The organism is Micromonospora sp. Llam0 (genome assembly GCF_003751085.1).
Classification (GTDB): Bacteria; Actinomycetota; Actinomycetes; order Mycobacteriales; family Micromonosporaceae; genus Micromonospora_E.
On the sequence record NZ_RJJY01000001.1, the window covers coordinates 2,099,853 to 2,126,668 of the forward strand.

Genomic DNA, 26,816 nt, shown 5'->3' on the forward strand with positions numbered 1-26,816 from the left:
CACTCACCACCACTGACAACCCGCCCACCGACGACGCCCGTCCGATCAGGAGACCGGGCGGGCGTACCGCAGCTGGCTCGGATCGCTCAAGGCCGACACCTCGACCACGTCGCGCTCCTCGACGATCACCGTACCGCCGTCACCGGACACCGAAGCCACCACCCCACCCGGAATGTTCAACGCCGTCCGCATCGTCGACGGCTCCCCGATCACCAGCACCTCGTACGGGCCGGTCAACCGCACGCCGTCCACCTCCACGCCGCCGTCGACGTCCAGCAGGTAGCTGCTCGCCACGATCCGCACCGACCGCCCGCCCCCGCCGCTGATCTGCATCACCTCGGCACCCGCACCCCGCAGCTCCTGCACCGCGTCCAACAGCTCCGACGCCCGGATCGGCTCCCGACCGGCGACGAACCGTACCCGCAGACCCGGCCCCTGCGCCGGCAGACTGCCACCCAGCACCCCCAGCTCGTCCGCCCGACGCGACGCCTCCTCCAACGCCGCCGCCCGACCCTCGGCACCCGAGGTCAACTGCCGCTGACTCGCCTCCAACTCCGCGATGTCCTGCCGCAGCCGCTCCTCCCGGGCCTCCAGATCCGACAGGATCCGCACCAGATCCTCCTGGCGGGCCGCCGCCAACGTCGGATCCGTCGACGTGCTGCGAACCTGAACGGCAAGGGTGAACCCGAGGAGCACCAGCAGACCCACGATCATCAGCCCGGCCGTGGACACCCGCCGGGAACCCCGCCCCGCGCCGGCACCCGACGGCCCGTCCCCGCCGACCGCAGCGTCGGGACCGTCCACCGGCGGCACCCCGGCGGCGTCCACCGGCTCCTCGGAGCCGGCCGGAACCCGCCCACCCGCACCCGGCGACCGCACCGGCAGCGCGTCCGGCCAGCCCGTACCCGTACTCCTACGTTCCACCATCAGCCACGCCTCACGCCCGGAACAGATGCCGTCGAATCGCCGCCACGTTGCCGAAGATCCGCACCCCGAGCACCACCACCACACCGGTGGACAACTGCCCACCCACCCCCAACTGATCGCCCAGATACACGATCAGACCCGCCACCAGAACATTCGAGATGAACGAGATCACGAACTGCTTGTCGTCGAAGATCCCGTCCAACTTGGCCCGGACCCCGCCGAACACCGCGTCCAACGCCGCCACCACCGCGATCGGCAGGTACGGCTGCAGGACCGCCGGCACCACCGGGTCGAAGTAGATCCCCAGCAGCATTCCGGCGAGCAGCGCCAACACGGCGATCATCGAGGGCCTCCTCCCGAGGCGGTCACGGACGGGTCGGCGCCCCCCGTCCCGGACGGGCTGGACGACGCCGACGGCGCGTGGGCGTACCGCAGCTGCGGCTCACTCGCCGCCGGCAACATCAGATCATCAGCCGAACGGACCCCGAACGACAACCCGTGATCAGCCGAGACCGCCCGCAGCACCGCGGCCGCCTGGCTGGTCCCGAACGCGTCGACCATCGACGGCGGGCCGATCGCCGACACCTCGTACGGGCCGGTCACCGGCCGGAAATCGACCAGGATGGCACTGCCCGCCGCCCGGATCGTCGAGGTCGCGGTCAGCCGTCTCCCGTTGACCGCGACCGCCTCGGCGCCGACGCTCCACAAGGCGTTGGCAACATCCTGCAGATCCCGGTCCAACACCCGACCCAGCTCACTCACCGAGCCCTCACCGGTCACCGGATCCACCACTTCCGGCGCGTCCGCTAGCTCGACGACCACCCCGTCCCCGGTGACCCGGGCCAGCCCGGCGGCGGCTTCCAGGTCGCGCAGGTCCTGCGCCCGGGCCCCGTCCAGTACCGTGTCACGCTCCCGGGCCACCTCGTCCCGTAGCGTGTCCACGCGGTTCTGCAACTCGTCGGTCTCGGTCTGGCGCTGGGTCACCTGTTCCACCAGGCCGGCCCGCGCCTGTGACCGGCTCGGTTCCTCCGCCACCGTCTTCTGGTAGGCGAGCACCACCAGGAAGCCGACCGCGGCCATCGACAAGGCCATCGCCGCCCGTGCCGTCACCCGACACCAGCCCTGCGGTGGTCCGGTCGCCGACCGACGGGCCGCCGCGTCCGTGTAGCCGGGATCCAGCGGCGCCCGGAACAGTTCGGTCAGGAAGTCCGACGCGTAGCCACGGTGCGGGCCGGAACCGCTGCGGTCCGCCTCGCTCATGCCCGCTCCGTTTCTGCTCCGGCGGCCCGGACCAACGCCGCAGTCTGCCGTACGTACAACACGCCGGCGATCCAGTACAGCACCAGACCCCACCAGGCGAGACCCCATCCGACCGCGGCCGCCACCGTCGCCGCCATGGTGAATCCCAGCACTGCGGACAGCAACAGAATGGGAAACGCCGCCAAAAGCACGAATGTCGCAGTCTTTCCTACATAGTGCACCTGCGGTGGTCCGTAGCCAAATCGGCGCAACACGACAAGGCAGCCGGCCAGCAGCACTTCACGACTGAGCAACGCCACCGTGAACTGCCACGGCATCACCTCGCGGGCCGTGAACGCCAGCAACGTGGCCAGGATGTACAGCCGGTCGGCGAGTGGATCCAGCAGTTCGCCGAGCCGGGACACCTGACGGATCCGGCGCGCGACGAACCCGTCCACCCAGTCACTGGTCCCGCCGACGGCCAGCACCAGCAGCGCCGCGACGTCCGCACGGTGCACCAGAAACAGGTACAGAAACAGAGGTACACCCAGTAAACGGACAAAACTGATCAGATTCGGAATGGTGAAGACCTGGCTCGCCACATCGGTCCGCGTCGACGCGGACTGCGCGGACGGACGCGACACCGACACTTCCTCTCCCCCGCTCCGACCGGCCTGTCCCACCGGACCGGAAACGAGCGGCGGCGAACGAGCCCGACGGTCCCCCAAGGGGCACTGTCACCTGGCGAGCGCCACTATAACGCGCCCCTCACCCACCACCTGCCGACTCACCGTGGCCGTCGCCGCCGACGGCAACCCGGCGGCGCATGAACGACTGCCAGTAACCGACCATCCGCTCCACCCCGTCCACCCCGGCCACCAGTTCAGCCAGCCACCGGGCCTGCTCCGGGCTCCACAGGCCGTCGCTGACGATCCAACCCTGTCCACCCAGTTCGTTGAGCACCTCCAGCCGCCGACCGGTCAACACCCGACACCGGTGCCCCGCGCCGTCAGCGACCACGGTGACGGTCGGCCCGGCGGCCGACTGCTTACCCCCTTTGGCAGGTGCCACGGTCTGCACGAAGTACAGGTACCCGTACTCCCAACATTCGTCGAGCGGCGAGCCGACGCCCGCCGTCGGTGCCACCGCCTGCCGATCCTCGGCCACCCGGCCCGGCTACCCGGACTGGCCGCCGGCAAACCCCGGCCTACCCGGTCCGACATCGCCGCCACCTGCGACCCCTTGCCATGGGACGGCAGTCGATCATGCTTGGATGGTGGGCATGCCGGCCCACCTTGAACCAGACGCCCGGCGTGACCGGTCCGCGGCCGACGCCTCACCCGGCGACATCTCCCGCCGACGTACGCGGCGGACCCGGTGGTATCCGGTCGACCAGCTCAGCCCGCTCGCCCGAGCGCTGCTCAGCGACGACCTCGGCGGCCGCGACGTGGTGCCACAGCACGTCGCCGACCGGGTCAACGCGGAGGCTGACCAGTGGGCCAGCCACGGATTCACCGAGCAGACCGTACGACCGTGGCGGGACCTGCCCCCGGCAGCCGCCGGGCACCTCGCGGGTCGGCAGGTCGACCCGAGGGTGCTCGATCTGCCCGTCGCCGTCGTCGCCGGAACCCCGCCCGTGCCGCTGCGGATCGCGATCGTCACCGGCCGGCTGCCCGCCGAACGGGCCTACGAGCTGCTGGTGCTCACCGGCGAGCACCGGCCGGCGGTGCCGGCGGCGGGCAACCCCCCGCCGCCGGCACCCGAGCCTTCCCGGACCCGGCCGGTGACCCCGGTGCTGTTCTCCCACGCCCAGCCCGACGACGCCGCCGGGCGGAGCTGACCCAGGTTCTGCAGGTACACGCGGCTTCGGTGGTTTCGTTGGGGCGTCGTCGTGTCGTGTGGGGGGTTGGCACGCCCTCTAGAGCAGGCTAGGACGCTAGGTTGAGCGAAGCGGCAACGCCACCGGGCTGCGATCAATCGAGGAACTTCTCTAGTATCGGAGCGTCGCGTGCCGGTCACGTCGCTGCCCGTCGCCTCCGGTGCGCCTCCGTCCCCCTGCCAGGAGGTGAACCATGTCCGAGCTCCGGGCCGCCGAACCCCGCAGCTACCCCTTCACCGCGCCCGACCGTCTCCACCTCGACGACGCCTACCGGCAGCTGCAACAGGACCGGATGCTGGTACGGGTCCAGCTGCCGTTCGGGGAACCGGCCTGGCTGGCCACCCGGCACGCCGACGTCCGGTTCGTCCTCGGCGACGCCCGGTTCTCCCGCGCCGCCAGCGTCGGCCGTGACGAACCCCGGATCACCCCCCGACAGATCGAGGGCGGAATCCTGTCGATGGACCCGCCGGAACACACCCGGCTCCGGCGCCTGGTCGCCAAGGCGTTCACCGCCCGGCGGGTCGAACAGCTCCGACCACAGACCCGGCAGTTCGCCGACGAACTGCTGACCGGCATGATCTCCGACGGGCCGCCAGCCGACCTCGTCGAACGGTTCGCCACCCCGCTGCCGGTCCGGGTCATCTGCGAACTACTCGGCGTTCCCTACGCCGACCGGGACCACTTCCACACCTGGAGCGAAGCGGTCGTGTCCACCACCTCGCTCTCCCCTGACCAGGTACGGGAGTATCTCGACAACCTGCACGGCTACATCGCCGGACTCGTGGAATAGCGCCGCCGGCACCCGACCGACGACCTGCTCGGCGCCATGGTCCACGCCCGGGACACCGACGCGAGCCGGCTCACCGAGGCCGAACTCGTGCAGCTCGCCGCCGGGCTGCTGGCCGCCGGCCACGAGACCACCGTGACCCAGATCCCCAATTTCGTCTACGTCCTGCTCACCCAGCCGAACCAGTTCGCCGCCCTGCGCGCCGACCCGGCCCTGGTACCGGGCGCAGTCGAGGAGCTGACCCGGTACGTACCGCTCGGCGCCGCTTCCTCGTTCGCCCGGTACGCCACCGTGGACGTCGAGGTCGGCGGGGTACTCGTCCGGGCCGGCGAACCGGTCATCGGATCGTTGTCGGCGGCCAACCGCGACCCCGAGGTCTTTACCGACCCGGACCGGCTGGACCTGACCCGGACCGTCAACCCGCACGTCGGCTTCGGTCACGGCGTACACCACTGTCTCGGCGCCCAGCTGGCCAGGATGGAGCTGCAGGTGGCGGTCGAGGCGATGGTGCATCGGCTGCCGCAGCTACGGCTGGCCGTACCCGAGGATCAGCTGGTCTGGAAGACCGGTCTGCTGGTCCGCGGGCTGAGCGCGATGCCGGTGACCTGGGGGTGAGCCTGCTCCACCGGACCCGACGCGCGGACCGGACCGTGCCGTCCATCGGACGTGAGCCGTCCCAGTCCCCCGCGGCCGGTGCCGTGGGTACACCCCCGAGGTGGCGATGAGCCAACGGTCCTGGCAGGTCAGCGTCGACGAGCAACGGTGCGTCGGGTCCGGCATCTGCGCCGGGACCGCCCCGGGACACTTCAGCCTGGTCGACGGGGTGTCCCGGGCGACCGCGTCCGACATCGACCCGGCCGACACCGTCCTCGACGCCGCCGAATCATGCCCGGTCGAGGCGATTCTGGTCCACGACACCGACGGCACCCCGCTGGCGCCGCTGCCCTGACCCGGCGGGTCGGGCCCGATCGACGACCATCCGGATCTGACCGGGGCCGACCGGACGGCCACCGGCGGTCGGCTTGCGTACGGACCGGCCGGTCAACCACGATTCCTCCCGGCACGCACGCGTCCGTTCCTGGCGCTCGGCCCACGAAACGACCGACGTCACCGGCGGTCGGTACGCCCACGAACCGTCCGGAGTCGATCGCGATGAACCGTTGCCCCGCCCGCACCGAACTACCAGGGGTGAGACAACGACGAGCCGCCCGGTGGGCCCGGCACGCCGCAGCCGGTGTCGCGGCACTGCTACTCGGCGGCATGCTGGTCATGGTCGCCCCCGCCGGACCGGCGGCCGCCCACGCGGTGCTGGTCACGGCGGAGCCCGCCCCCGGATCGGTGCTGGGCAACTCGCCCCGGGAAGTGGTCCTGACGTTCAGTGAACCGGTGCGCCCGGTCACCGGGCGCCTGCAGGTGCTGGCGCCGGACGGTAAACGGATTGACGACGGAACGCCACGAACCGACGGGACCACCGTCACCATCCCGGTCCGGGTCGCCGACCGCCCGCTCGGCACCTACCTGGTCAGCTACCGGGTGATCTCGGCGGACAGCCACCCGGTGGGCAGCGGCTACACGTACTCGGTGGGAGCGCCGTCCGCGACGGTGCCCGAGCCACAAGACGGCGGGCAGCGGCTACCGGTCGCGGTCGCCGTGACCACCGCGAAGTATGTCGGCTACGCCGGGGTGGTGCTCGCCGTCGGGCCCGCGCTGCTGCTGGCGTTGCTGTGGCCGCCCCGGCTGAGCCGCCGGCCCGGCAAGCTCATGGTCGGCACCGGGCTGGGACTGATCGGCCTGGCCACGGTGGCCGGACTGTACCTGCAGGCGCCGTACTCGACCGGCAGCGGTCTGCTGGAGGTCTCCGTCGGGGACCTGGCCGCCGTCGTGGACAGCGGGTACGGGCTGGCGCTGCTCGGCCGGCTGGTGGTCCTCGCCACGGTGGTGGCGCTGGTGCCACCCGCCCTCGCCGGGGTCGGCGGCACCCGTCGCGGGCTGGCCCTCGTCGGGCTGGGCCTGGCCGGGCTGGTCACCTGGCCGCTGACCGGTCACGCGGTGGCGGCGCCGGTGCCGCCGGTCAGTATCGCCGCCGACACCGTGCACATCGCCGCGGTCGGAGTGTGGATCGGCGGGCTGGTGACCCTCGGCGCGGTCCTGCTGCGCCGCGCACACCCCCGCGTGCTGGGCCGGATCCTGCCGGTCTGGTCCCGGTGGGCGACGGTGGCGGTCTGCTGGCTGCTGCTGGCCGGTGCCGTCCAGGCGCTGATGGAGACCGGCGGCACGACCGCACTGGCCACCACCACGTACGGGCGGTTGGTGCTGGTGAAGATCGCGCTGGTGGCGGTGCTGCTGCTGACCGCCGGGTACGCGCGACGGTTGGTCGGGCGGTGGCGGGCGCCGCACGTGCGGCGACTCACCGGCCTGGTCGGTGTCGAGGTCGCGGTGGCCGTGGTCGCGCTCGGGGCCAGCGCGGTACTGGTGCAGACGACACCGGCCCGTACCGCCGTCGTCGAGGCCCAGGCCCTCGGACAGGACACCTTCGCCCAGACGCTGACCAGTTCGCTGTACACCCTCCAGTTCGACATCTACCCGGTGCAGCTCGGTGAGCACAACACGGTGCACGCCTACGTGTACACGCCGGAGGGCGCGCCGGTACGGGTGGAGGAGTGGACGATGACCACGTCGTTGCCGGCACAGGACGTCGAGCCGGTGACCACCCTGCTGCTGGGGGTGGACGACAACCACGCGGTCGGCGCGGTCGCATTTCCGGTGCCGGGCGAGTGGGAGCTGCGCTTCACCATCCGGTTGTCCGACATCGACCAGGCGACGGTCCGTACCACCGTGCCGGTGCGCTGAGCGGCGGCCGGGCCGGACTGCGGCAAGCAGACCTGGGCCGGCGGCGGTCACTGTTCGGTGAGCCGCCAGGGGGTCGTGCCGCCGGTGCCGACCAGTTCGCCCTCGTCGGCGTCGGCGTCGGCCCGGGCCCCGGGCAGGTCCGCCGGGACGCCGCCGCGGTGGCGGCGGCTGCGCCACCAGACAACGGCCGCGCCGATCGCCGCTCCGCCGGCCAGGCCGGCCAGCAGCAGTCCCATCCCGGTGCCGGCGGCGTCGTCCGAGCCCGCGGCGGCCGGCGCCGGCGGTTCCTGGGCGGCGGCCGCCGCCGAGTCGCCGTGATGGGCTCCGTGACCGGCCGCCGCCGGGTCGGCCGGCCCGAGGGTCAGCACCGGACCTGGCCGCTGCGCGTCCGGGCCGCCCCAGCGGACCACGGTGCCGTCGGAGTAGGTCTGGGTCACCGCGAAGTCGATCCGGTCCGCGTCCGGCAGCGGGCCGACCGACACGGTCAGCAGCACCGGCGCCGGATCGTCGGCGGGTGGGGCGACCAACTGCCAGGTGATGCTCTCGGTGGCCTCGGTCATCAGGCCACCGTGCAGGCCGGGCAGCGGCTCCGGCAGGGTCCGGTTGGTGATCCTGGGTGCCCAGTCGTCGACCGACATCGGGTAGACCTCGGCGATGGGCAGGTCCGCCGGCAGGTCGAGGCGCACCTCGGCGGTGTGTGCGTCCGGCCGTTCCTGCGGCAGTTCGAAGGTGAGCTGGATGCCGGCCCCACGAGGCGCCTGCGTCGGTTCCAGGCCGATGTCGGCCGCGGCCACCGCCGGCCCGGACAGCGCGACCGCCAGCACCGAACCGGACAGCACCGCGCCGATCCGGACGGCGTTCGCGCGCAGACAGTTGACCATGAGCCTCGCCTCCCGTACGTCGGCGGACGCTGCCGCCGGAACCTGATCCACCGGTAAGGTGTTCGGCGGACGAGGCCGAACGGTTCAATCCGACCACGGACTTTTTTTGCCGGGCGGGGCGGGGGCGATCGGCGGCGGCACCGCCGGTGGGCACGGCCACACGTACGGTACGGGGGCAAGGTCACCGAACCGGGGGCGGTAGTGGTCGGGGTCCTTGTGTACCAGTGCGGCGCGGTGCGAAAGGTGCAGGTCGGCTCGGCCGAGCCAGGCCGGCAGTGCGGTGGCGGCGCCGAGTTCGGCCTGGCCGCGGATCAGGGTACGGCCGGTCGCGGCGGTGAACTCGCGGCGCAGGGTGTCGGCGACGGTGTCGGCCCGGCCGGGCCGGGTCCATTCGGCGCAGACCGTCAGGCCGTACCGGACCAGTGCCTCCGGGTGGCCGCGCCACATCCGGACCGCCGGATGGTGACGCCAGCCGTACCCGGGCACGGTCAGGCCGCGCAGCACCTGCAACGCTTCGACGCGCTGTTTGCCGAGTCGTCGGGCGTCGAGCACGGCGGCGCTGGCCGCGAAGTCCGGGTACGGCAGGAACGTCTGCATGGTGCCGTGGGCCGGTCGGGGTGGTCAGTCCGGCCGGTCGTCGCGTTCGCTGTCGTCGTCGGCGACCGGCGGGTGGGGGCCGTACGGCGAGACCTGGCCGGCCGGGACGGGCCGGTTGCCGCCGCCGCGGCGCCCGGGCCGGCGGTCGGCACCGTCGGGACCCTTGCTCTCCTGGACCAGCGGGTTGTCCCCGCTGCGACGCATTTCCGGTTGCTGGACGTTGGTCACGATGCCTCCCGGTGATCTGGTCGGTCGTCATCCGGTTACCCGGTACCGGCGGCGGCATGCCGCCGGCGGGTCGGGCTAGCCCGACCGACCCTGCGGATCATCCGCCGCCGGCCGGCGGCGCTCATCCCGGCCGGCGGGCATGGCGTCCGGGGTGCCGGGTATCTCGGTGCCCCGACGAGCGCTGAGCGAGGAGGAACCACGATGAGAAGGACCGTAGTCACCCGGCTGGGGTTGTTGGCGGGGCTGACCGCCGTCGCGTTGATCCCGGCGGCCGCGCACGCCACGGCACCGTCCGAGCAGGACAGCGAGTACCTGCGTACGATCCATCAGGTCAATCTGGCCGCTGTGCAGATCGGCCAGTTGGCGCAGGACAAGCAGGATGCCGACCAGGCGGTGAAGGACCTGGGCGCTGACATGGTGGCCGACCACACCAGGCTGGACGAGGAGGTCACCCGGGTGGCCGGTGAGGTCGACGTCGCTCTGCCCGACTCGCCCACCCAGGAGCAGCAGGACGTGGTCACCCGGCTGGACGGGTTGTCCGGTGCCGAGTTCGACACGGCGTTCGTGGAGAGCCAGTTGGCGGGCTACGCCCAGGCGATCGAGGTGAACAACGCCGAGATCGCGCAGGGCTCCGACGAACGGGTGGTGAACCTGGCGCAGGAGGCCGGACCGGTGCTCGAGGACCTGTACGCGGCGTTGCAGGGCCTCGCCGCGCAGCTCGGGCTGCCGACCTCGCCGAGTCCCGGGGTGAGCCCCACGGTTGACCCGACCACGCCGGGCACCGCGACGCCCGAGCCGACGGTCAGCCCGACCCTGCCGTCGCCGACGGTCAGCCCGCAGACGCCGCTGCCGGCGCAGAGCTGACCTGCGGACGGTGGCCCCTACGCCGGTGCGGTCGGACCGGACGACCGCACCGGCGGGACCCCGACGGGATGATCGCTCACAGTGGTCGACCGGGTTGGTGCACAGTCCGAAACGGGGCTGGCACATCGGCCGCACATACCGTAACGTGACGGCTCACACACCGCGCGCATCAGCGGATATCGGCTCATACGAATGCCTCAGGATCCTCCCTCCCCGGCACCCGTCGCCACCCGACCGGAGGTACGACGTGGATTTCGTCATCACCAGGAGCTACCAGGGCACCACGGTACGACTCGCCTTGCACGGTGAACTCGACCTCGCCACAGCCGGCGAGGTCCGCGACGCGGTCACCGCGCTGCTCGCCCGGTCCGCACCCGAGCGGATCGTGCTGGACCTCACCTGCGTCAGCTTCATCGACTCGACCGGGATCGGCAGCCTGGTCGCCTGTCACCAGGCTGCCGGGGTCAGCGGCAGCCGGCTCGAGCTGGAGAACATCAGCAGCTTCACCCGACGGCAGCTGTGGGCTACCGGGCTACTCGGGCTGTTCGGCTTCCCCGCCGACCACGCGACGCCGACCGACCTGCCGGTGGGGCGCTGACCGTACGGTCACAGCACCCGACCCAGTTGGGTGTGCCGGCTGCGCCGCGACTGCCGACTCGCCCACCGGGCCTCCACGACCCGCAGATAGCAGGCGGTCAACGGACCCGGGTGGTACGTGGTGGCGACGAACCCCCACTGGGAGGCCAGGCTCTCCCCGCGACGGAGGAGGTTGTCCACATCGTGCAGGGTGAGCCGCAACCGCCGTACCGCCGTACCGATCACCGCCCGGCGCACCGGCACGGCGCGGCGGGCCTCGATGTCGGCGACGTCGACATGCTCGCCGAACTGGTAGCCGACGATGCGGATCACCTCATCGGCGGAGACCGGTTCCCGGCCGGCGGCGGTCAGCCGTGCCGCGGTGTCGGCGAAGCAGCGCAGCTCGGTCAGCGGGAACCCGCTACGACCCAACTGGTCGACGACCGTCACGAAGGCCCCCTCGACCACCCCGAACAGGGCGATCGGATCCAGACCGGCGCCGCGGCGCTCCAACTGGCGGATGAGCCAGGACTGGCCGAGGACGCAGGCCCGCAGGTGGTGTCCCTCAAGCGTGGTCAGCAACTAGCCCTCCCCGGTCGGCATCCGTCCCGAACCGGGACGGAGCACCCACGCCAGCCAGATGATGGAGCTATCCACCGTCCGGCCTTCAAACCCGACCAAACGTTACCGCGAACCGTACGTCGGGCCGAACCCCAGGGCCACGACGGCACCCACCAACTATTTGATTGATTAGTCACGCAACCGCCCTGTCGCCGGGTCAGCGTAGCGAGACCCGGCACAGGGCACCGAGCGGGATCGTCCGCGCTCGGCGGCACCGGTCGGGACATCGGATCCGGCCGTCAACTGGGCGATGCCGCAACGGTCTGGCAGGATGGGTACGCATGTGCGGACTTGCGGGTGAGCTGCGCCGCGACGGTTCCCGCGCCGACATCGGCGCGGTGGAGCGGATGGCGGCGACAATGAGTGACCGGGGGCCCGACGACGGGGGTTCCTGGTCACACGGAAGTGTGGCCTTCGGACACCGGCGCCTGAAGATCATTGACCTGTCGGCGGCCAGCAACCAACCGATCGTGGACTCCGCCGCCGGCCTCACCGGCGTCTTCAACGGCTGCATCTACAACTACCGTGAGCTGCGCGAGCAGCTACAGGCACGGGGTCACACGTTCTTCTCGTCGGGCGACAGCGAGGTCGTCGTCAAGGCCTACGCCGAGTGGGGCGTCGACTTCGTCGACCATCTGGTCGGCATGTTCGCCGTCGCGATCACCGAGCGCGACAGCGGCCGGCTGGTCCTGGCCCGCGACCGGCTGGGCATCAAACCGCTGTACGTCGACGAGCGCCCCGGCGTGGTCCGGTTCGCCAGCACCCTGCCGGCGCTACTGGCCGGCGGCGGGGTGGACACCGGCATCGACCCGGTGGCACTCACCCACTATCTCAGCTTCCACAGTGTCGTCCCGGCGCCCCGGACGATCCTCGACGGCATCCGCAAGCTGCCCCCGGCCACCGTGCGGGTCTACCAGCCCGACGGCCGGGTGGACGAGCGCCGCTACTGGGATCCGCCGTTCGGCCGGGACCCGCGCCGCGCCGACTGGTCGGAGCAGGACTGGCAGGACGCGCTGCTCGAATCGTTGACCACCGCGGTGCAGCGCCGGATGGTCGCCGACGTGCCGGTCGGCGTCCTGCTCTCCGGTGGGCTCGACTCCTCGCTGGTCGTGGCGCTGCTGGCCGAGCAGGGTCAGCGTGGTCTGGCCACCTTCTCGATCGGCTTCGACGCGGTCGGTGGACGGGAGGGCGACGAGTTCGTCTACTCCGACCTGGTGGCGCAGCGGTTCGACACCGACCATCATCAGATCCGGGTGGCCGCCCGCGACCTGGTGCCGCCGCTGGAGGCCGCCGTCGCGGCGATGAGCGAACCCATGGTCAGTCACGACTGCGTCGCGTTCTACCTGCTCAGTCAGGAAGTCGCCAAACACCTCAAGGTGGTGCAGTCCGGCCAGGGCGCCGACGAGATCCTCGGCGGGTACCACTGGTACCCACCGCTGGCCCGGGTCGGCCGTGACCAGGCGCTGGACACCTACGCCACGGCCTTCTTCGACCGCGACGCCGCCGGTCTCGCCCAGGTGCTGAACCCGGAGTACCTCACCGCCGGTGATCCCGCACGCGAGTTCGCCGCCGCCCACCTGGGCCGCGCCGGCGCGCAGGACGCGGTCGACGCGGGGCTGCGGATCGACACCACGGTGATGCTCGTGGACGACCCGGTGAAACGGGTCGACAACATGACGATGGCGCACGGCCTGGAGGCCCGCGTCCCCTTCCTCGACCACGAGTTCGTCGAACTCGCCGCCACCTGCCCGCCCGAGCTCAAGTTGGCCCAGGGCGGCAAGGGGGTACTCAAGGAGATCGGCCGTCGGGTGCTGCCCTGGGAGGTGATCGACCGGCCGAAGGGGTACTTCCCCGTACCCGGGCTGACCCATCTGGAAGGCAAGCTGCTCGACCGGGTCCGCGACGCCCTGCACGCGCCGGCGGCCCGGCGGCGCGGGCTGTTCCGCGACGGGTACGTCGACGGGCTGCTGCGTGACCCGAACGCCGAACTCACCCCGCTGCGGGGCAACAAGTTGTGGCAACTCGGACTGCTGGAGATGTGGCTGCAGAACCATGGCATTGACTGACGACACGAGCGCCCCCCGCCCCGACTCCCCCGCCCCCCGGCGGGAACGGATCGGCCCTGGTGGCGACCCGGTCGTCCCGGGCGATCCGCCGGCCAAGCCCACCGACAGCGCCGACGTCATCCTGGAGTGCGGCTGGGGCCGGCTGGTCTTCGGTCAGACGTTCGCCGACCCCTCCGACGTCGCCGACGTGCTGCGTTCGGAAGCCGCCGGGTCCCGCGACATCTGCATCTACCTGCCCGACCCGCACGTGCTGGTGTCGCGGCTGCCGGACGAGTTGTTCATCGACCCGTCGCTGACCTTCCGGCTGGACCTCACCGAGCTACGCGAGCCGCAGCCACCGGAGCCGGGGCTGCGGATCCGGCCGCTACGCGACGATTCCGACGCCGACGCGGTCAACCGGATCTACGCCCACAACGGGATGGTCACCGCCCCGGTCGACATCCTGGTCGACAACGCCGCGACCGAACGTTTCGTGCACCTGGTCGCCGAGTCGGTCACCGGGCAGGTCGTCGGCACCATCACCGGCATCGACCACGTGGCGGTCTTCGACGACCCGGAAAACGGCTCCAGCCTGTGGTGCCTGACCGTCGACCCGTTGCACGCGCCACCCGGCACCGGTCAGGCGCTGCTGCTGGAGCTCGCCGGCCGGCTCGCCGACCGCGGCCGGGTCTACGTCGACCTGTCCGTGCTGGCGGAGAACGACGGCGCGATCCGCCTCTACGAACGGCTCGGATTCGAACGCACGCCGACGCTGTGCGTCAAACGCAAGAACCCGATCAACGAACGGCTCTTCCTGGCCAGCATGCCGGACGGCTACGACGAGCTGAACCCGTACGCCCGGATCGTCGCCGACGAGGCCATGCGCCGCGGCATCCGGGTCGAGGTGATCGACGCGTCCTGGGGCGAGCTGCGGCTGACCAACGGCGCCCGCAGCATCATCACCCGCGAGTCGCTGTCCGAGCTGACCTCCGCGGTGGCGATGAGCCGGTGCGACGACAAGCGGGTGACCCGGCGGGTGCTGCTCGACGCCGGGCTGGCCGTGCCGCACGGCCGCACCGCCACCGGCGACGCCGACGACGAGGCGTTCCTCGCCAAGGTCGGTGAGGTGGTGGTCAAGCCGGCGCGCGGCGAACAGGGCACCGGGATCACCGTCGGCGTCACCGACCCGACCGCCTTGCGGGCCGCCGTCGACCTGGCCCGCAGGAACTGCCCGCAGGTGCTGATCGAACAGCGGCACCAGGGGGAGGACCTGCGGGTCCTGGTGATCGACCACGAGGTGGTGGCCGCGGCGGTCCGCCGCCCGGCGGCGGTCACCGGCGACGGCGTACACACGGTGGCCGAGCTGATCCGGCGGCACAGCCGGCGGCGGGCCGCCTCCACCGGCGGCGAGTCGAAGATCCCGCTGGACGACCTGACCCGGGAGGTGGTCACCGAGGCCGGGCACACGATGGACGACGTGCTGCCGGCCGGCGAGGTGCTGACCGTACGGCGGACCGCGAACCTGCACACCGGCGGGACGATCCACGACGTCACCGACCGGCTGCACGCCGACCTGGCCGCCGCGTGCGTGGCCGCCACCCGGGCACTGGCCATCCCGGTGGCCGGGATGGACCTGCTGGTGACCGCTCCTGATCAGCCCGGCCACGTCTTCATCGAGGCCAACGAACGGCCCGGACTGGCCAACCACGAGCCGCAGCCGACCGCGGAACGCTTCATCGACCTGCTGTTTCCGGGCACCAGCGCGCAGCAGCGGCGGTGGAGCCCGCCCGGTCCCGGCGGGGCGCCGGCAACGCCGTGATCGGCGGCGGTACCGTCTTGGCATGCCGGCCGACCCGAACCCCCCCACCCCCCTGAAACTTGACCTCGACTACCTGCAGCAGGTGATGCTGGAGCTGCTGGACATCCCCAGCCCGTCCGGCCGCACCGACCACGTGCAGCAGTACGTCGGGGAACGGCTGTCCGCTCTCGGTATCCCGTTCACGGTCACCCGGCGGGGCGCGCTCAGCGCCTCGCTGTGCGGGCCGCGGACCACCGGCGCGGACCGGGCGATCGTGGTGCACACCGACACGATCGGCGGGATGGTCAAACGGTTGAAGGAGAACGGCCGGCTGGAGCTCAAGCAGATCGGCACCCACAGCGCCCGGTTCGCCGAAGGCGCCCACGTGCGGGTCTACACCGACAGCCTGGACCGGGTGATCACCGGCCAGGTGCTGCCGTTGAAGGCCAGCGGCCACCGCTACAACGAGGACGTCGACCTGCAGGGGGTCGGCTGGGAGCAGGTCGAGGTGCGGGTCGACGAGCCGGTCACCGACATCGCCGGGCTCCGCGCACTCGGCATCGACGTCGGCGACTTCGTCGCGATGCTGCCGGCGCCGACGATCACGCCCAGCGGGTACGTCAAGTCCCGGCATCTGGACGACAAGGCGGGGGTGGCGGCGGTGCTGACCGCGGTGAAGGCGATGGTCGACGCCGGCCAGCAGCCACCGGTCACCGCCCACCTGCTGATCACCTGCACCGAGGAGGTCGGGCACGGTGCCAGCCACGGTCTCGACCCGGACGTGGCCGAGATCGTCTCGGTCGACGCCGCGGTGGTGGCCCCCGGCCAGCAGTCCCGGGAGGACGCCGCGACTCTGGCGATGGGCGACGGCGTCGGCCCGTTCGACTACCACCTGACCCGTAAGCTGGCCGGCCTGGCCGCCGATCACGGCGTCTACCTGGTCCGCGACGTGTTCGACTACTACCGGTCGGACGTGGCTGCGGCGGTCGAGGCCGGCGCGCACGCCCGGGTGGCGCTGCTCGGCTTCGGGGTGGACGCCACCCACGGACACGAACGCACCCACCTGGACGGGCTGCGGCACCTCACCCAACTGCTCTGCCTCTACCTGCAGAGTGAGCTGGTGTTCCCGGAGTGGGACGCCGAACCGGACGGCGACCTGGCCGACTTCCCGTCGCTGGCGGTGCAGCCGGCGCAGGAGGCGGGGCCCCGGGAAGGGCCGATCGGCGTGGCCTGACGCCCCGGGCGGCGGTCCGCCTCAGCGCCGGTCGCCGAGCAGGGCGGCCAGCACCGCCGGATCGCTGGCCGACGCGGCCTGGGCCCACGCCTCGTACTGTACTGAGGCGTCCAGGCCGGACGAGGCGGCGATCCGGACGCTCTGCTTGACGTGCCGCACCAGCAGCGGGTCCAGGTCGGCGTAGCGGTGCGCGGCGGCCAACGCGGCGGCCAGCGGATCGTCGACCACGTCGAGCACCAGGCCGAGCTCGTGGGCCCGGGCGGCGTCGAGCATCGCGCCGTCCAGCAGGATCTGCATGGCCCGCTGCGGGCCGAGCGCGTCGACCAGGAAAAAGGTGCAGCCGCCGCCGGGGTGCAGGCCGATCCGGGTGAACGTCGCCCCGAACCGGGCCCGGGGGCCGGCGATCCGCTGGTCGCAGCACATCGCCAGGTTGAGGCCGGCGCCCACGGCAGGTCCCTGCACCGCGGCGATGGTCACCAGGTCCAGGTCGCGCACCGCGAGAAAGCTGCGGTAGATGTCCTCCAGGTCGCGGCGGGTCTGGCTGACCGGCCGGATCGGGCCGCCGAAGATCTCGTCGAGGTGCGCTCCTGAGCAGAACGCGCTGCCGGCGCCGGTGACGACCAGGACCCGGGCGTCGCGGTCGGTGGCGACGGCCGACACCGCCTCGGCCAGTTCCCGCTTCATCACGGCGCCGATCGCGTTGCGCCGGTCGGGATCGTCGAGAGTCAGCACCCGCACACCCGGATGGTCGGCGGTACGCAGCGAAACGGTCTGCACGTCAGCTCCTGATCCGGTCGGTGACGACCCACTGCCACAGGTCGCCGCCGCCGGCGACCACCGTACCCAGGGTATGGGACGCCGTGCGGGTGGCGACCGGCTCGTCGCGCCAGGCGAGCAGCCGGCCGGTGCTGCGGTGCAGCGGGTGTTCCCGGGTGATGCCCACCGCGCCGTGCAGCTGGTGCGCCAGCCGGGCCACCGTGGTGGCCGCCCGGCCGAAGATCACCCGGGCGGCGGCGACCCGGCTGGCCGCGTGGTCGCCGCCCCAGGCGTCCAAGGCGCCGCGCAGCGCAGCCCGGCACTGCTCCCGCTCCCCCGCCATGGTCGCCACCGCGTGCGCCACCGCCTGCTGGGCCAGCAACGGCCGACCGAACTGGGTGCGTACCCGGACGTGGTCGACGGTCAACTGGCAGGTTCGTTCGACGGCGCCGAGCAGCGCGGCGGCCCGCAGCAGCGACTCCCGGCGCCGCACGTCGGCGGCGTGCGGCGCGGTCATCGCCACCCGCAGTGGCACGCAGCCCCGCACAGTGACTTGGTCCCGGGGCTCGCCGGCGAGGTTCGTCCCCGGGGTGACGCGCAGCCCGTCGGCGGCCGGGTCGACCCGGGCCAGCACCGGCCGGCCGTCGTCGGCCGCGACGGCACAGACCAGCAGCGCGGACGCCGTCCGCGCCCCCGCCACGCCGGTGGCCGAGCCGGTCAGCCCGGTGTGCAGGGTGATCGTCTCCGCCGGGTCGGGCAGCGCCACCGCGTACGGCTCGTCGCGGTCCGGGTCGAGCCAGCCGGCCTCGCCGAGCAGCCAGCTCGCCTGCATCGCCTCGACCAGGGCGAGCTCCGGGGCGGTGGCGGCCGCCGCCCGGACGATCGCGGCCGCGTCGCGGACGGTGCCGCCGGAGCCGCCGACCTGCTCCGCGACGCCCACGGCCAGCCAGCCGAGGTCCCGCGCGGTGGCCCACAGCGTCCCGGTCGCGACGCCGGTCAGCGCCTCGGCGACGATCTGGCGCAGCATCGCCTCGTCGGTCGGTTCGTCACCGGACAAGGTCCGCCTCCCCTCGGGCGATCAAGGTCAGCAGCACCTCGGTGGTGCCGCCGCGGATGGAGAATCCCGGCGCGGCCAGGATCCCCTGGGCGAGCAGTGCGGGCAGGCCGTCGCCGGTCGGGTCCGGCCGGGCACCGGTCACCCAACGGGCGGTCTCGGTCACTTCCCGCTCGAACGTGGTGCCGAGGTGTTTGAGCAGCGCCGCCCGCCGTACCGGGGCGGCACCGGCGTCCAGGTCGGCGGCGATCTCCCAGGCGATCCGGCGCAGCGCCGCCAGCCGGGCGGCGAGCTCGCCGACCGCCTCGACCGCGGCCGGCTCGGCTCCGTCGGCCACCGACCGGGCCAGAGCCCGCAGCAGCGGATAGGTGCTCATCACCCGTTCCAGTCCGCCGCGTTCGAACGACAGCTGCTCGGTCACCTGCCGCCAGCCCCGGCCGACCTCGCCGATCACCCAGCGGTCCGGGACCGGCACCCCGTCGAAGATCATCTCGTTGAAGTGGTGCTCGCCCTGCAGGTCGATGATGGGTCGGACGGTGACGCCCGGGGCGGCCAGGTCGACGACGAACTCGGTCAGCCCGTCGTGGCGGCGCTCACCGCCGCCGGTGCGGGCCAGCACGTAGGCGTGGCTGCTGCGGTGCGCGTGGCTGGTCCACACCTTGGCACCGGTGATCCGCCAGCCGGACCCGTCGCGGGTGGCGGTGGTGCGCACCGCTGCCAGGTCCGAGCCGGCCTCGGTCTCGCTCATCCCGAGGCAGAAGGTCACGTCGGCGGCGGCGATCCGGGGCAGGAACTCCCGGCGCAGCTGCGGGGTGCCGTACCGCAGGATCGCCGGGCCGATCTGCCGGTCGGCGATCCAGTGCGCGGCCACCGGGGCGCCGGCCCGCAGCAACTCCTCGGTGACCACCAGCCGGGCCAGGTTCGACCGGCCGCCCCCGCCGTACTCGCGGGGCCAGGTGATGCCGATCCAGCCGTGGCGGGCCATCTCCTTGCTGAATTCGATGTCGTGCCCGCGCAGCCAGGCGTCACAGACCGGCCGGAACCGGCCGGCCGCCTGCCAGCGGTCGGCGAGGTCGCGGACCTGCTGGCGCAGTTCGTCGAGATCGTCGGTCACGGCTGCCCTCCGTCGTCGGTTGCCGGGTGGCCGGGTCCGGTCTTCTCGGCCAACGCCTGCCGGGCCACCCGGTAGCCGCGGTCGGCCGCCTCGGCCAGGGTCCGCCGCGCGGCCCGGCGGGCGGCCGGTGGCACCGGTGCCACCGGCCGGGCCGGGTCGACCGGCACACCGAGGTCGGTCAGCCGGCGCAGGAACTCGTCGGTGCCGGCGGTGTCGACCAGTTCCACCAGCCGGGGTCGGGCGCCGAGGCGCAGCGTTCCCCACCGGGTGTGCAGCCGCACCGGCGCGGCCGGCCCGGGGGCGGCGGTGACGTGCTGCACCCGGGCGGCCAGCCGGGTCGGGTCGGCACCACCGTGCAGCAGGACGAGTTCGCGGGCCGAGGCGGCGACGTCGGCCGCGCCGCCCCCGCCGGCCAGCCGGACCTGCGGCGGGTCGCCGGCGCCGACCATGCTCGCGTTGATCCGCCCGGCGAGGTCCACGTTGGCCGCGTCCAGCACCACCCGGTCGCACCGGGCGGCCAGGCAGAGCAGCACGTCGGAGCTGGTGCCGCGCCAGGCCACCGCGTCAGCGTACGCGTGGTGGTCGGTGGTGCTGGTGGCGACCGTGGTGGCCGGGCGGTCGCACACCGCGCCCGCCTCGTACACCTCGGCGAACGGTTCCCCGGGCAGCTGGTGGGCCAGCCGGGCGGCGAGGACCGGCCAGTGGAAGCCGGTGAACACGTAGCCGCCGCGGCGGAACTCGCCGGCCGCCCGGACCAGGAAGTCGACGACACTCACCGGGCACTCGCCACCTCGTCGGCCAGCCAGCGGGCGAACCCGTCGGGGCTGCGGGCCGCCGCCACGTACGCCTGGTAGGCGGCGACGTCGCGCGGGTAGCGGCCCGGTGCGCCGTCCGGGTGCACCGCGCCGGGTGCCACCACCGCTGCCGTCACCAGCAGACCGGGCAGAGTGACGCCGGCCGCGCGTACCTGTTCGACGCTGGCGGCGGCCTCGGCGACCACGACGACCCGCCGCGCCGCCTGGCTGGCGGCGGGGACCTCGCCGAGCGGGGTACGGATCACCGAGTTGCCGCGCTCGTCGACCAGGTCGGCGTGCACGAACGCGACGTCGGGGGTGACCGCCCGCACGACGGTGGCCGCGCCGAAGTCGCTGTCGGCGGTGCCGAGCAGCCCGCCCGGCCAGCCGCTGTCGATGTACCCGGTGCCGGGCGTCGGCGGCACCGGCATGAACGGCACCCGCCAGGCGGCGGCGGTCAACGCCGCGTTCAGCATGCCAAGGCTGACCTCGTGCAGGGCGACCGACCGGTCACCCGACTCGACCAGCCGACGGAAGTTCCATGCCGGATCCGGGCCGACCGGGCTCCAGCAGTGCCCGAACGTCGCGGCGGCCAGCACCCCGGCGCCGATCAGCTGGTCGAGCAGCAGGCCGCCGGAGGCGACGACCGCGTGCAGCCGACGGCGGCGCTGCCGGATCAGTTCGTGGCCGACGCTGAACAGCTGCCCGCCGAAGTTGCCCAGGTAGACGCAGTCGTCGTCGGCGACGTAGCGGGTGACGGCCTCGGCCAGGGTGAGGGTGGGCCGGCGCAGCCGGTCGGCGGGCGGCGTCATGACCGGCGGCGGGCGGTGCCGGCCGCCTGTCGACGCAGCAGCGGGCACGGCCGGTACCGGGGATCGCCGGTGAACCGGGCGAGCGCGACGAGTCCGTCGAGCACCCGGTCGGCGCCGACCCGGTCGACGTACTCCGTCGGTCCGACCGGATGGTTCATCCCGAGTCGCAGCGCGGTGTCCACCGCCGCCGCGGTCGCGGTGCCCTCCTCGACCACCGTGACGGCCTCGTTCGCCATGGTGTACATCAGCCGGTCGGCGACCAGTCCGGGCAGCGCCGGCAGCCGGACCGAGGAGGCACCGGTGGCGGCCAGCACGGCGGTGACCGCCGTCGTCTCGCAGATCGCGGCGACGTCGTCGTGGACCACTTCGGCGAAGACCCGTTCGGCGGTGGGGTGCAGCCGCAGCCAGCCTACCCCGGGCGGCGCGACGTCGAGCCAGCCGGCGTCGGAGCTGTCCAGCACGACGGTCCGGCCGGCGGCCAGCAGGTCGGTGATCTCGGCGGCGCACCGCCCTGGGTCACCGGCGGCGGCGTACAGCAGGACCGCGTCGGCGGGTGTGTCGGCGGTGTCACCGATCAGGCCGGCGACGCCGTGCAGCCGGTCGGCCGCCGGCCCGGTGAGCACCACCGGGCCGCTGCCGGCCGGTGCCGGCCGGACGACCCGGTGCCGCGCGGCGGCCGGTGGTTCGGCCGCGTAGTCGTAGTAGCCGCGGCCGACGCCGCGGCCGGTGAGCCCGGCCCGCACCAGTGCCCGGGTCAGCGGGATCGGCCGGTAACGCGGGTCGCCGAACTCGCGCAGCGCGGTCTCCGAGGAGGCCAGGTGGGTGTGCAGCCCGGTGAAGTCGAGCAGTTCCAGCGGACCCATCCGGTGGCCGAGCGCGGCCTGCGCCACCGCGTCCACCACCGGGGCCGGAACGCCCTGGGTGACCAGCAGTTGGGCTTCGTAGTACAGCGGCCGGCAGATCCGGTTCACCACGAAGTTGGGGGTGTCGGCGCAGCGCACCGCGGTCTTGCCCAGCCCAGTGACCCACCGCTGCGCCCGGTCGACGACCTGCGGCGCGGTCTGCGGACCGGCGACCACCTCGACCAGCCGCATCCGGGTCGCCGGGTTGAAGAAGTGCAACCCGACCAGGCGGGTCGGATCGCCGAAGGCCCGGCCGAGTTCGGCGACGCTCAACGAGGACGTGTTGGTGGCCACGACCAGGCCGGTGGACCCGGTGGCGGCGACCCGGGCGAGCAGGTCACGTTTGACCGCCAGGTCCTCCACGACGGCCTCGACGAGCAGGTCGGCGCCGTCGAGCGCGGCGGCCAGGTCGGCGGTGGCGGTGACCGGCACCGGCCGGTCGTCGCGGTCCGCCTCGCGCCGCAGCACCTCGGCGTTGTCGCGGGTACGGGTCTCGTCGGCGTCGACCACGGTGACCCGGGCCCCCGACTGGGCGAACACCCGGGCGATGCCGCGGCCCATCGGTCCGAGCCCGACGACCACCACCGACAGTTCATCCACCGTCGCCATCAGCTCACCCTTTCCAGTACGGCGGCGACTCCCTGGCCGCCGCCGACGCAGAGGCTGGCCACCCCGGTGGTGGCGTCGCGGCGGGCGAGTTCATGCAGCAGCGACACCACGATCCGGGTACCGCTCTGCCCGGTCGGGTGGCCCAGCGCGATACCGCCGCCGTTGACGTTGACCCGGTCCTCGGCCAGACCGAGTCCGCGGACGTTGTGCACGATCTGCGCGGCGAACGCCTCGTTGATCTCGAACAGGTCGACGTCGGCCGCTGACCGGCCGGCCCGGTCCAGCGCGCGGGGAACGGCGTGCACCGGGCCGACCCCCATCTCGGTCGGGTCGACACCGACCGCGGCGAACGACACCAGCCGGGCGGTGGGCGTCAGGCCGTATCGGTCGACGGTGGCCGCGTCGGCGACGATCACGGCGGCGGCGCCGTCGGCCATCTGGCTGGCGTTGCCGGCGGTGACCGTGCCGCCGTCGACGAACGCCGGTCTCAGGCCGGCGAGCCGGGCCGGGGTGCTGTCGGTGCGGAAGGTCTCGTCACGGGCGAACGCGCCGTCGGCGGTCGGTACCGGCACCGTCTCCGCCGCGAACCGGCCGTCGGCCCAGGCGGCGGCGGCCCGCTGGTGGCTGCGGGCGGCCCAGGCGTCCTGGTCGACGCGGCCGATACCGTACCGCTCGGCGACCCGTTCGGCGGTCTGGCCCATGTTGAGCCCGCAGACCGGGTCGGTGCCGCCGTCGCGCCACCCGTCGACCAGGGTGATGTCGCCGCGCCGTACGCCGTCCCAGCGTAGTCCGGAGTCGGCCAGGTAGGGCATGGTGCTCATCGACTCGACGGCGACGACCAGGGCGGCGCCGGTGTCGCCGGCGGTGACCGACTGGGCGGCCAGTTGGATGGCCTTCAGCCCGGAGGCGCAGGCCATGTTGACGGTCTGCGCCGGGGTGTGCTGCGCCAGGCCGGCCCGCAGGGTGATCTGCCGGCCCGGGTTGGGGCCGTTGCCGGCCTGGCGGCAGTTGGACGCGACCACCTCGCCGACGGCGTCGGCCGGCAGGCCGGACCGCTCCAGCGCCGCCGCCGCCGCGACGGTGCCCAGGTCGACCGCCCGCACCGTACGCAGCGAGCCGCCGTAGCGTCCGTGCGGGGTGCGCACGGCGCCGATCAGATACACCTGCCGGTTCACGTTCGCTCCGTCCCGCCGCCGCGTCGCACGACGCGGCGGGCCTTGTGGGTGTGGCGCGGCAGGCTGCCCGGGGCGACCGCCACCACCTGGGCGTGGACCCGCAGCGTCTGCCGCAGCGCCGCGGTCAGTTCGGCGGCGGCGGTCCGGGTGCCGTCGGGCAGCTCGATCTCGACCTTGATCCCGGTCAGGTATCCGCTGTGCCGGTCGGTGACGTCGGCGTCCAGCACGATCTGGTGCTGGCCCCGGCCGGCCGGGTGTTCCCGCAGCACCTGCTCCACCGCGCTGGGGAAGACGTTGACGCCCCGGACCACCAGCATGTCGTCGGCCCGGCCCAGCACCCCGCCGGTCAGCCGGGCGTGGCTGCGGCCGCAGCCGCACCCGGTGCTGTCGCGTACCACCAGGTCACCGGTCCAGAACCGGACCAGCGGGGTGGCCTGCTTGTCCAGGTGGGTCAGGACGAGGACGCCGGTCGTGCCGTCGGGCACCGGTTCGCGGGTACGTGGGTGCAGCACCTCGGCGTGGACGAAGTCCTCGGCGAGGTGTCCGCCGGCCTGTTCCTCGCATTCCCAGGCGACCGGCTGGAACTCCAGGCAGCCGTAGCCGTCGAAGCAGCGGGCACCCCAGGCCTGCTCGATCAGCGCCCGGGTGGCGGGCACCGCGCCGCCCGGTTCACCGCCGACCATGACCCGGCGTACCGGGCAGTCGCGTAGCGGCCGCCCGGCCTGCTCGGCGACCTCGGCCAGGTGCAGCAGGAACGACGGCGTACCGCCGACGGCGGTGACGCCGTACCGGAAGATGGTGTCGATCTGCCGGTGCGTGTCGGCGGACCCGCCCGGCACGACCGTCGCGCCGATCCGCTGGTAGCCGGCGGTGGCACCGAGCCCGCCGACGAACCACGGATAGCTGAACAGGCACAGGTAGACGTCCCGGTCACGGATGCCCTGCCCGTACGCCATCCGCGCGTACAGGTCGGCCCAGCGCTCCAGGTCGGGGCCGGTCCACAGCACCGGCACCGGGTCGCCGGTGCTGCCGGAGGAGAAGTGCACCCGCTGGACGGCCTCCGGGTCGGCCGCCCGGGCGGTCCCCCACGGTGGTTCCTCGCGCAGCCCGTCCAGGTAGTCGGCCTTGTCGATGATCGGCAGGTCCCGTAGCGAGTCCAGATCGGTGAGGTCGGCCGGGTGCCAGCCGACGTCGAGCATCCGCCGCCGGTGCAGGGTGCTCGCCTGGTAGACGTAAGTGAGCTGGCGGCGCAGCGCGGTGAGCTGCTGCTGGGCGAGCCGGTCGCGGGGGAAGGTCTCGCACTCCGACCACCAGCGGCGCACCGGCCGGTGCCCGATCATGCGGTCCGCCCCGGCCGGGCGGCCGGCGGGGTCAGGGTGAGCGGCTGCCCGGTGAGCAGGGCGGCCGCCGGGCCGGCGAGGTAGCCGATCAGGTCGGCCAGCGGCTGTGTCGCCGGTGCCTGCGGGGTGAGCAGGCAGTTCACCCGAATGTGCTGCGGCGCCCATTCGGTGGCCAGGGTCCGGGTCAGCGAGGTCAGACCCGCGTGCAGTGCCGCGCCGGTCGGGCCGGGCGCGTCGGCGGCGGTCAGCAGCAGGCCGCCGCCGGTGGCACCGGTGAGCAGGTCCCGGCCGGCGCGGGCGGCGGTGAACGCGGCGGTGAGCACGGCCCCGGCGCGGCCGGGCCGGTCCACCGCGGTCGGGGCGACGCTGTCGCGCAGGTCGGCGACGACCAGGTCCGGCGGGGTCGTGGCGGCACCCGGCGGCCGGGCGCCGAGGCCGGCCAGGGCCGCGGTCAGCGCGGGGGTGGGTGCGCCGGCGACCCAGACGATGGTACGGCCGGTGAGCGCGCCGGCGGCCAGGCAGCTGGCCTGCGACGTGGTCACCGGACCGGCTCCGGCTGGTCGGCGCCGATCGCCCGGGCGATGACGATCCGCTGGATCTCCGAGGTGCCCTCGTAGATCTCCAGCACCCGCTGGTCACGGTAGAGCCGTTCGGCCGGGCAGGGTTTGCAGTAGCCTTCCCCGCCGTACACCTGGACGGCGAGGTCGACGGCGCGGTGGGCGACCTCGCTGGTGTAGAGCTTGGCCATGGCGCCGATGGTGGACACCGACGTGCCGGCGTCGTAGGCGCGGGCGGCCTGGTAGGTGAGCAGCCGGGCGGCGGTGAGCTCGGTGGCGAGGTCGGCGAGCCGGAAGCCGATCCCCTGGTGTTCCAGCAGGGTGCGGCCGAACCGGCTGCGGCGGGCGGCCTCGGCGGTGGCGAGCTGGTAGGCGGCCGCGGCGATGCCGAGCCCCTGCGCGGCGACGCTGATCCGGCCCAGGTCGAGGGTGCGCAGCGCGAGCCGTAGTCCGCGGCCGCGTTCGCCGAGGATCGCGTCGGCCGGTACCCGGGCGTCGAGTTTCAGGTTGCTGGTCCGGGTGCCCCGGATGCCCATCTTGTCCTCGTAGCGGTCGATGACCGCGCCCGGGGTGTCCTTGTCGATCAGGAAGGCGGTGATGCCGCGGGCCCCGGCGTCCGGGTCGGTCTTGGCGAAGACCACGTAGTGTTGCGCGGCGCCGCCGTTGCCGATGTAGATCTTCTCGCCGCGCAGCCGGAACCCGTCGCCGTCGGGCAGCGCGGTGGTGGTGATCGCGGCGGCGTCGCTGCCGGCACCGTTCTCGCTGAGGGCGAAGCTGACCGCCCGGCCCCGGAGCAGGTCGCCGAGGACCAGTCGGCGTTGCTCGTCGGTGCCGGCCAGCAGCAGCGGTACCGCGCCGAGTTCGTACGCGGCCAGGATGGCGCCGGTGGCGGCGCAGGCCCGGGAGACCTCCTCGGTGATCGCGCACACCGCCTGCATGCTCAGCCCGGCCCCGCCGTACTCGGTCGGCACGAAGATGCCGGTCAGTCCGGATTCGACGAAGGCGGCGACGTGTTCCCAGGGGTAGCGCTGGTCCCGGTCGAGTTCGGCGGCGGCCGGGGCGAACTTCTCGGCGGCGAGGGTCCGGGCGGTGGCCAGCCAGGTGGCCCCGACCGGGTCGAGTTCCGGTTCCCACAGCACGCCCATCCCGGATCCTTTCCGAAGTCGCCGCCGGTACT

The 26,816-nt window shown here is 73.3% G+C and carries 28 protein-coding genes and 1 pseudogene; 10 read left to right on the forward strand and 19 right to left on the reverse strand.

The window, feature by feature from the left end; translation table 11 throughout:
• Positions 1-45: 45 nt before the first annotated feature.
• The 5 genes from EDC02_RS09495 to EDC02_RS09515 form a co-directional block, all read right to left on the reverse strand.
• Positions 46-927 (reverse strand): DUF881 domain-containing protein, encoded by an 882-nt coding sequence (locus EDC02_RS09495; RefSeq protein ID WP_123601611.1) that lies wholly within the window; start codon positions 925-927, stop codon positions 46-48.
• Positions 928-937: 10 nt separating this feature from the next.
• Complete coding sequence (locus EDC02_RS09500) at positions 938-1,270, reverse strand: small basic family protein (RefSeq protein WP_123601612.1); 333 nt, start codon at positions 1,268-1,270, stop codon at positions 938-940.
• Entirely contained in the window at positions 1,267-2,187 is a 921-nt protein-coding gene (locus tag EDC02_RS09505) for a DUF881 domain-containing protein (protein WP_123601613.1), read from the reverse strand. The genes EDC02_RS09500 and EDC02_RS09505 overlap by 4 nt, the downstream gene beginning before the upstream one ends.
• Positions 2,184-2,816 carry a CDP-alcohol phosphatidyltransferase family protein gene (locus EDC02_RS09510; protein ID WP_123601614.1) on the reverse strand — a complete coding sequence of 211 codons (633 nt, stop codon included), beginning with the start codon at positions 2,814-2,816 and terminating at the stop codon, positions 2,184-2,186. Before EDC02_RS09510 ends, EDC02_RS09505 begins: the two co-directional genes overlap by 4 nt.
• A 118-nt stretch (positions 2,817-2,934) precedes the next feature.
• The gene (locus EDC02_RS09515; RefSeq protein WP_158632109.1) at positions 2,935-3,312 is read right to left on the reverse strand and encodes a hypothetical protein; all 378 of its coding nucleotides are present in this window, start codon (positions 3,310-3,312) and stop codon (positions 2,935-2,937) included.
• Between the two features lie 127 nt (positions 3,313-3,439).
• Here EDC02_RS09515 and EDC02_RS09520 point away from each other — a divergent pair, with 127 nt between their 5' ends.
• The 5 genes and pseudogenes from EDC02_RS09520 (at position 3,440) to EDC02_RS09535 (ending at position 7,682) form a co-directional block, all read left to right on the forward strand.
• Positions 3,440-4,006 carry a hypothetical protein gene (locus EDC02_RS09520; RefSeq protein WP_148083381.1) on the forward strand — a complete coding sequence of 189 codons (567 nt, stop codon included), beginning with the start codon at positions 3,440-3,442 and terminating at the stop codon, positions 4,004-4,006.
• Between the two features lie 232 nt (positions 4,007-4,238).
• Positions 4,239-4,835, forward strand: coding sequence for a hypothetical protein (locus EDC02_RS41490; protein WP_233605829.1), 597 nt, complete (start codon positions 4,239-4,241; stop codon positions 4,833-4,835).
• Between the two features lie 18 nt (positions 4,836-4,853).
• Positions 4,854-5,447, forward strand: a pseudogene (locus EDC02_RS41495) (cytochrome P450); the annotation flags it as partial.
• A 106-nt stretch (positions 5,448-5,553) separates the two neighbouring features.
• Complete coding sequence (locus tag EDC02_RS09530; RefSeq protein ID WP_123601617.1) at positions 5,554-5,781, forward strand: ferredoxin; 228 nt, start codon at positions 5,554-5,556, stop codon at positions 5,779-5,781.
• Positions 5,782-6,020: 239 nt separating this feature from the next.
• Positions 6,021-7,682, forward strand: a complete 1,662-nt coding sequence (locus EDC02_RS09535; RefSeq protein ID WP_370461438.1) for a copper resistance CopC/CopD family protein — start codon at positions 6,021-6,023, stop codon at positions 7,680-7,682.
• A gap of 47 nt (positions 7,683-7,729) precedes the next feature.
• Here the strand turns inward: EDC02_RS09535 and EDC02_RS09540 are convergent, their stop codons facing one another.
• From EDC02_RS09540 to EDC02_RS09550, 3 genes are read right to left on the reverse strand one after another with little or no spacing between them, the layout of a single operon-like run.
• Positions 7,730-8,614, reverse strand: coding sequence for a DUF1775 domain-containing protein (locus EDC02_RS09540; RefSeq protein WP_123601619.1), 885 nt, complete (start codon positions 8,612-8,614; stop codon positions 7,730-7,732).
• A 33-nt stretch (positions 8,615-8,647) separates the two neighbouring features.
• On the reverse strand, positions 8,648-9,160 hold the full coding sequence (locus tag EDC02_RS09545; protein WP_123601620.1) for an MSMEG_6728 family protein: 513 nt from the start codon (positions 9,158-9,160) through the stop codon (positions 8,648-8,650).
• A gap of 24 nt (positions 9,161-9,184) precedes the next feature.
• A complete protein-coding gene (locus EDC02_RS09550; RefSeq protein ID WP_123601621.1) occupies positions 9,185-9,388 on the reverse strand; it encodes a hypothetical protein in 204 nt (67 codons plus the stop codon).
• Positions 9,389-9,589: 201 nt separating this feature from the next.
• On the opposite strand from EDC02_RS09550, the gene EDC02_RS09555 reads away from it, so the two are divergent.
• On the forward strand, positions 9,590-10,252 hold the full coding sequence (locus EDC02_RS09555; protein WP_123601622.1) for a DUF4142 domain-containing protein: 663 nt from the start codon (positions 9,590-9,592) through the stop codon (positions 10,250-10,252).
• Between the two features lie 247 nt (positions 10,253-10,499).
• Positions 10,500-10,850: an STAS domain-containing protein gene (locus EDC02_RS09560; RefSeq protein WP_233605831.1), complete on the forward strand. Its 351-nt coding sequence runs from the start codon at positions 10,500-10,502 to the stop codon at positions 10,848-10,850.
• Between the two features lie 8 nt (positions 10,851-10,858).
• Here EDC02_RS09560 and EDC02_RS40135 read toward each other — a convergent pair whose 3' ends face one another.
• Positions 10,859-11,410, reverse strand: coding sequence for a hypothetical protein (locus EDC02_RS40135; RefSeq protein WP_158632110.1), 552 nt, complete (start codon positions 11,408-11,410; stop codon positions 10,859-10,861).
• A 320-nt stretch (positions 11,411-11,730) separates the two neighbouring features.
• On the opposite strand from EDC02_RS40135, the gene EDC02_RS09570 reads away from it, so the two are divergent.
• The 3 genes from EDC02_RS09570 to EDC02_RS09580 are packed head-to-tail and all read left to right on the forward strand — an operon-like array spanning position 11,731 to position 16,526.
• Positions 11,731-13,515, forward strand: coding sequence for an N-acetylglutaminylglutamine amidotransferase (locus tag EDC02_RS09570; protein WP_123601623.1), 1,785 nt, complete (start codon positions 11,731-11,733; stop codon positions 13,513-13,515).
• A 49-nt stretch (positions 13,516-13,564) separates the two neighbouring features.
• A complete protein-coding gene (gene ngg / locus EDC02_RS09575) occupies positions 13,565-15,313 on the forward strand; it encodes an N-acetylglutaminylglutamine synthetase (protein ID WP_370461529.1) in 1,749 nt (582 codons plus the stop codon).
• 22 nt (positions 15,314-15,335) lie between these two features.
• Complete coding sequence (locus EDC02_RS09580; protein ID WP_123601625.1) at positions 15,336-16,526, forward strand: osmoprotectant NAGGN system M42 family peptidase; 1,191 nt, start codon at positions 15,336-15,338, stop codon at positions 16,524-16,526.
• A gap of 21 nt (positions 16,527-16,547) precedes the next feature.
• Here the strand turns inward: EDC02_RS09580 and EDC02_RS09585 are convergent, their stop codons facing one another.
• From EDC02_RS09585 to EDC02_RS09630, 10 genes are read right to left on the reverse strand one after another with little or no spacing between them, the layout of a single operon-like run.
• Entirely contained in the window at positions 16,548-17,303 is a 756-nt protein-coding gene (locus EDC02_RS09585) for an enoyl-CoA hydratase (protein WP_233605833.1), read from the reverse strand.
• A gap of 1 nt (position 17,304) precedes the next feature.
• Entirely contained in the window at positions 17,305-18,339 is a 1,035-nt protein-coding gene (locus EDC02_RS41500; protein ID WP_123601626.1) for an acyl-CoA dehydrogenase family protein, read from the reverse strand.
• Complete coding sequence (locus tag EDC02_RS41505; RefSeq protein WP_233605834.1) at positions 18,329-19,450, reverse strand: acyl-CoA dehydrogenase family protein; 1,122 nt, start codon at positions 19,448-19,450, stop codon at positions 18,329-18,331. Before EDC02_RS41505 ends, EDC02_RS41500 begins: the two co-directional genes overlap by 11 nt.
• Positions 19,447-20,226 (reverse strand): co-chaperone HscB, encoded by a 780-nt coding sequence (locus EDC02_RS09600; RefSeq protein WP_199757565.1) that lies wholly within the window; start codon positions 20,224-20,226, stop codon positions 19,447-19,449. The genes EDC02_RS41505 and EDC02_RS09600 overlap by 4 nt, the downstream gene beginning before the upstream one ends.
• A complete protein-coding gene (locus tag EDC02_RS09605; RefSeq protein WP_123604667.1) occupies positions 20,223-21,056 on the reverse strand; it encodes a CoA-transferase in 834 nt (277 codons plus the stop codon). Before EDC02_RS09605 ends, EDC02_RS09600 begins: the two co-directional genes overlap by 4 nt.
• A complete protein-coding gene (locus EDC02_RS09610) occupies positions 21,053-22,567 on the reverse strand; it encodes a 3-hydroxyacyl-CoA dehydrogenase NAD-binding domain-containing protein (protein ID WP_123601627.1) in 1,515 nt (504 codons plus the stop codon). Before EDC02_RS09610 ends, EDC02_RS09605 begins: the two co-directional genes overlap by 4 nt.
• A complete protein-coding gene (locus EDC02_RS09615) occupies positions 22,567-23,742 on the reverse strand; it encodes a thiolase family protein (protein ID WP_123601628.1) in 1,176 nt (391 codons plus the stop codon). Before EDC02_RS09615 ends, EDC02_RS09610 begins: the two co-directional genes overlap by 1 nt.
• Complete coding sequence (locus EDC02_RS09620; protein WP_123601629.1) at positions 23,739-25,082, reverse strand: phenylacetate--CoA ligase family protein; 1,344 nt, start codon at positions 25,080-25,082, stop codon at positions 23,739-23,741. The genes EDC02_RS09615 and EDC02_RS09620 overlap by 4 nt, the downstream gene beginning before the upstream one ends.
• Positions 25,079-25,624, reverse strand: coding sequence for a hypothetical protein (locus EDC02_RS09625; protein WP_123601630.1), 546 nt, complete (start codon positions 25,622-25,624; stop codon positions 25,079-25,081). Before EDC02_RS09625 ends, EDC02_RS09620 begins: the two co-directional genes overlap by 4 nt.
• Positions 25,621-26,784, reverse strand: coding sequence for an acyl-CoA dehydrogenase family protein (locus tag EDC02_RS09630; protein WP_123601631.1), 1,164 nt, complete (start codon positions 26,782-26,784; stop codon positions 25,621-25,623). The genes EDC02_RS09625 and EDC02_RS09630 overlap by 4 nt, the downstream gene beginning before the upstream one ends.
• Between the last annotated feature and the right edge of the window lie 32 nt (positions 26,785-26,816).

Excerpts from the sequence above, each read along its gene's own strand:
- EDC02_RS09495 (WP_123601611.1), bottom strand. The coding sequence starts at position 927 with ATGGTGGAACGTAGGAGTACGGGTACGGGCTGGCCGGACGCGCTGCCG.
- EDC02_RS09500 (WP_123601612.1), bottom strand. The coding sequence starts at position 1,270 with ATGATCGCCGTGTTGGCGCTGCTCGCCGGAATGCTGCTGGGGATCTAC.
- EDC02_RS09505 (WP_123601613.1), bottom strand. The coding sequence starts at position 2,187 with ATGAGCGAGGCGGACCGCAGCGGTTCCGGCCCGCACCGTGGCTACGCG.
- EDC02_RS09520 (WP_148083381.1), top strand. The coding sequence starts at position 3,440 with ATGGTGGGCATGCCGGCCCACCTTGAACCAGACGCCCGGCGTGACCGG.
- EDC02_RS41490 (WP_233605829.1), top strand. The coding sequence starts at position 4,239 with ATGTCCGAGCTCCGGGCCGCCGAACCCCGCAGCTACCCCTTCACCGCG.
- EDC02_RS09530 (WP_123601617.1), top strand. The coding sequence starts at position 5,554 with ATGAGCCAACGGTCCTGGCAGGTCAGCGTCGACGAGCAACGGTGCGTC.
- EDC02_RS09545 (WP_123601620.1), bottom strand. The coding sequence starts at position 9,160 with ATGCAGACGTTCCTGCCGTACCCGGACTTCGCGGCCAGCGCCGCCGTG.
- EDC02_RS09555 (WP_123601622.1), top strand. The coding sequence starts at position 9,590 with ATGAGAAGGACCGTAGTCACCCGGCTGGGGTTGTTGGCGGGGCTGACC.
- EDC02_RS09570 (WP_123601623.1), top strand. The coding sequence starts at position 11,731 with ATGTGCGGACTTGCGGGTGAGCTGCGCCGCGACGGTTCCCGCGCCGAC.
- EDC02_RS09580 (WP_123601625.1), top strand. The coding sequence starts at position 15,336 with ATGCCGGCCGACCCGAACCCCCCCACCCCCCTGAAACTTGACCTCGAC.
- EDC02_RS09605 (WP_123604667.1), bottom strand. The coding sequence starts at position 21,056 with ATGACGCCGCCCGCCGACCGGCTGCGCCGGCCCACCCTCACCCTGGCC.
- EDC02_RS09610 (WP_123601627.1), bottom strand. The coding sequence starts at position 22,567 with ATGGCGACGGTGGATGAACTGTCGGTGGTGGTCGTCGGGCTCGGACCG.
- EDC02_RS09620 (WP_123601629.1), bottom strand. The coding sequence starts at position 25,082 with ATGATCGGGCACCGGCCGGTGCGCCGCTGGTGGTCGGAGTGCGAGACC.
- EDC02_RS09630 (WP_123601631.1), bottom strand. The coding sequence starts at position 26,784 with ATGGGCGTGCTGTGGGAACCGGAACTCGACCCGGTCGGGGCCACCTGG.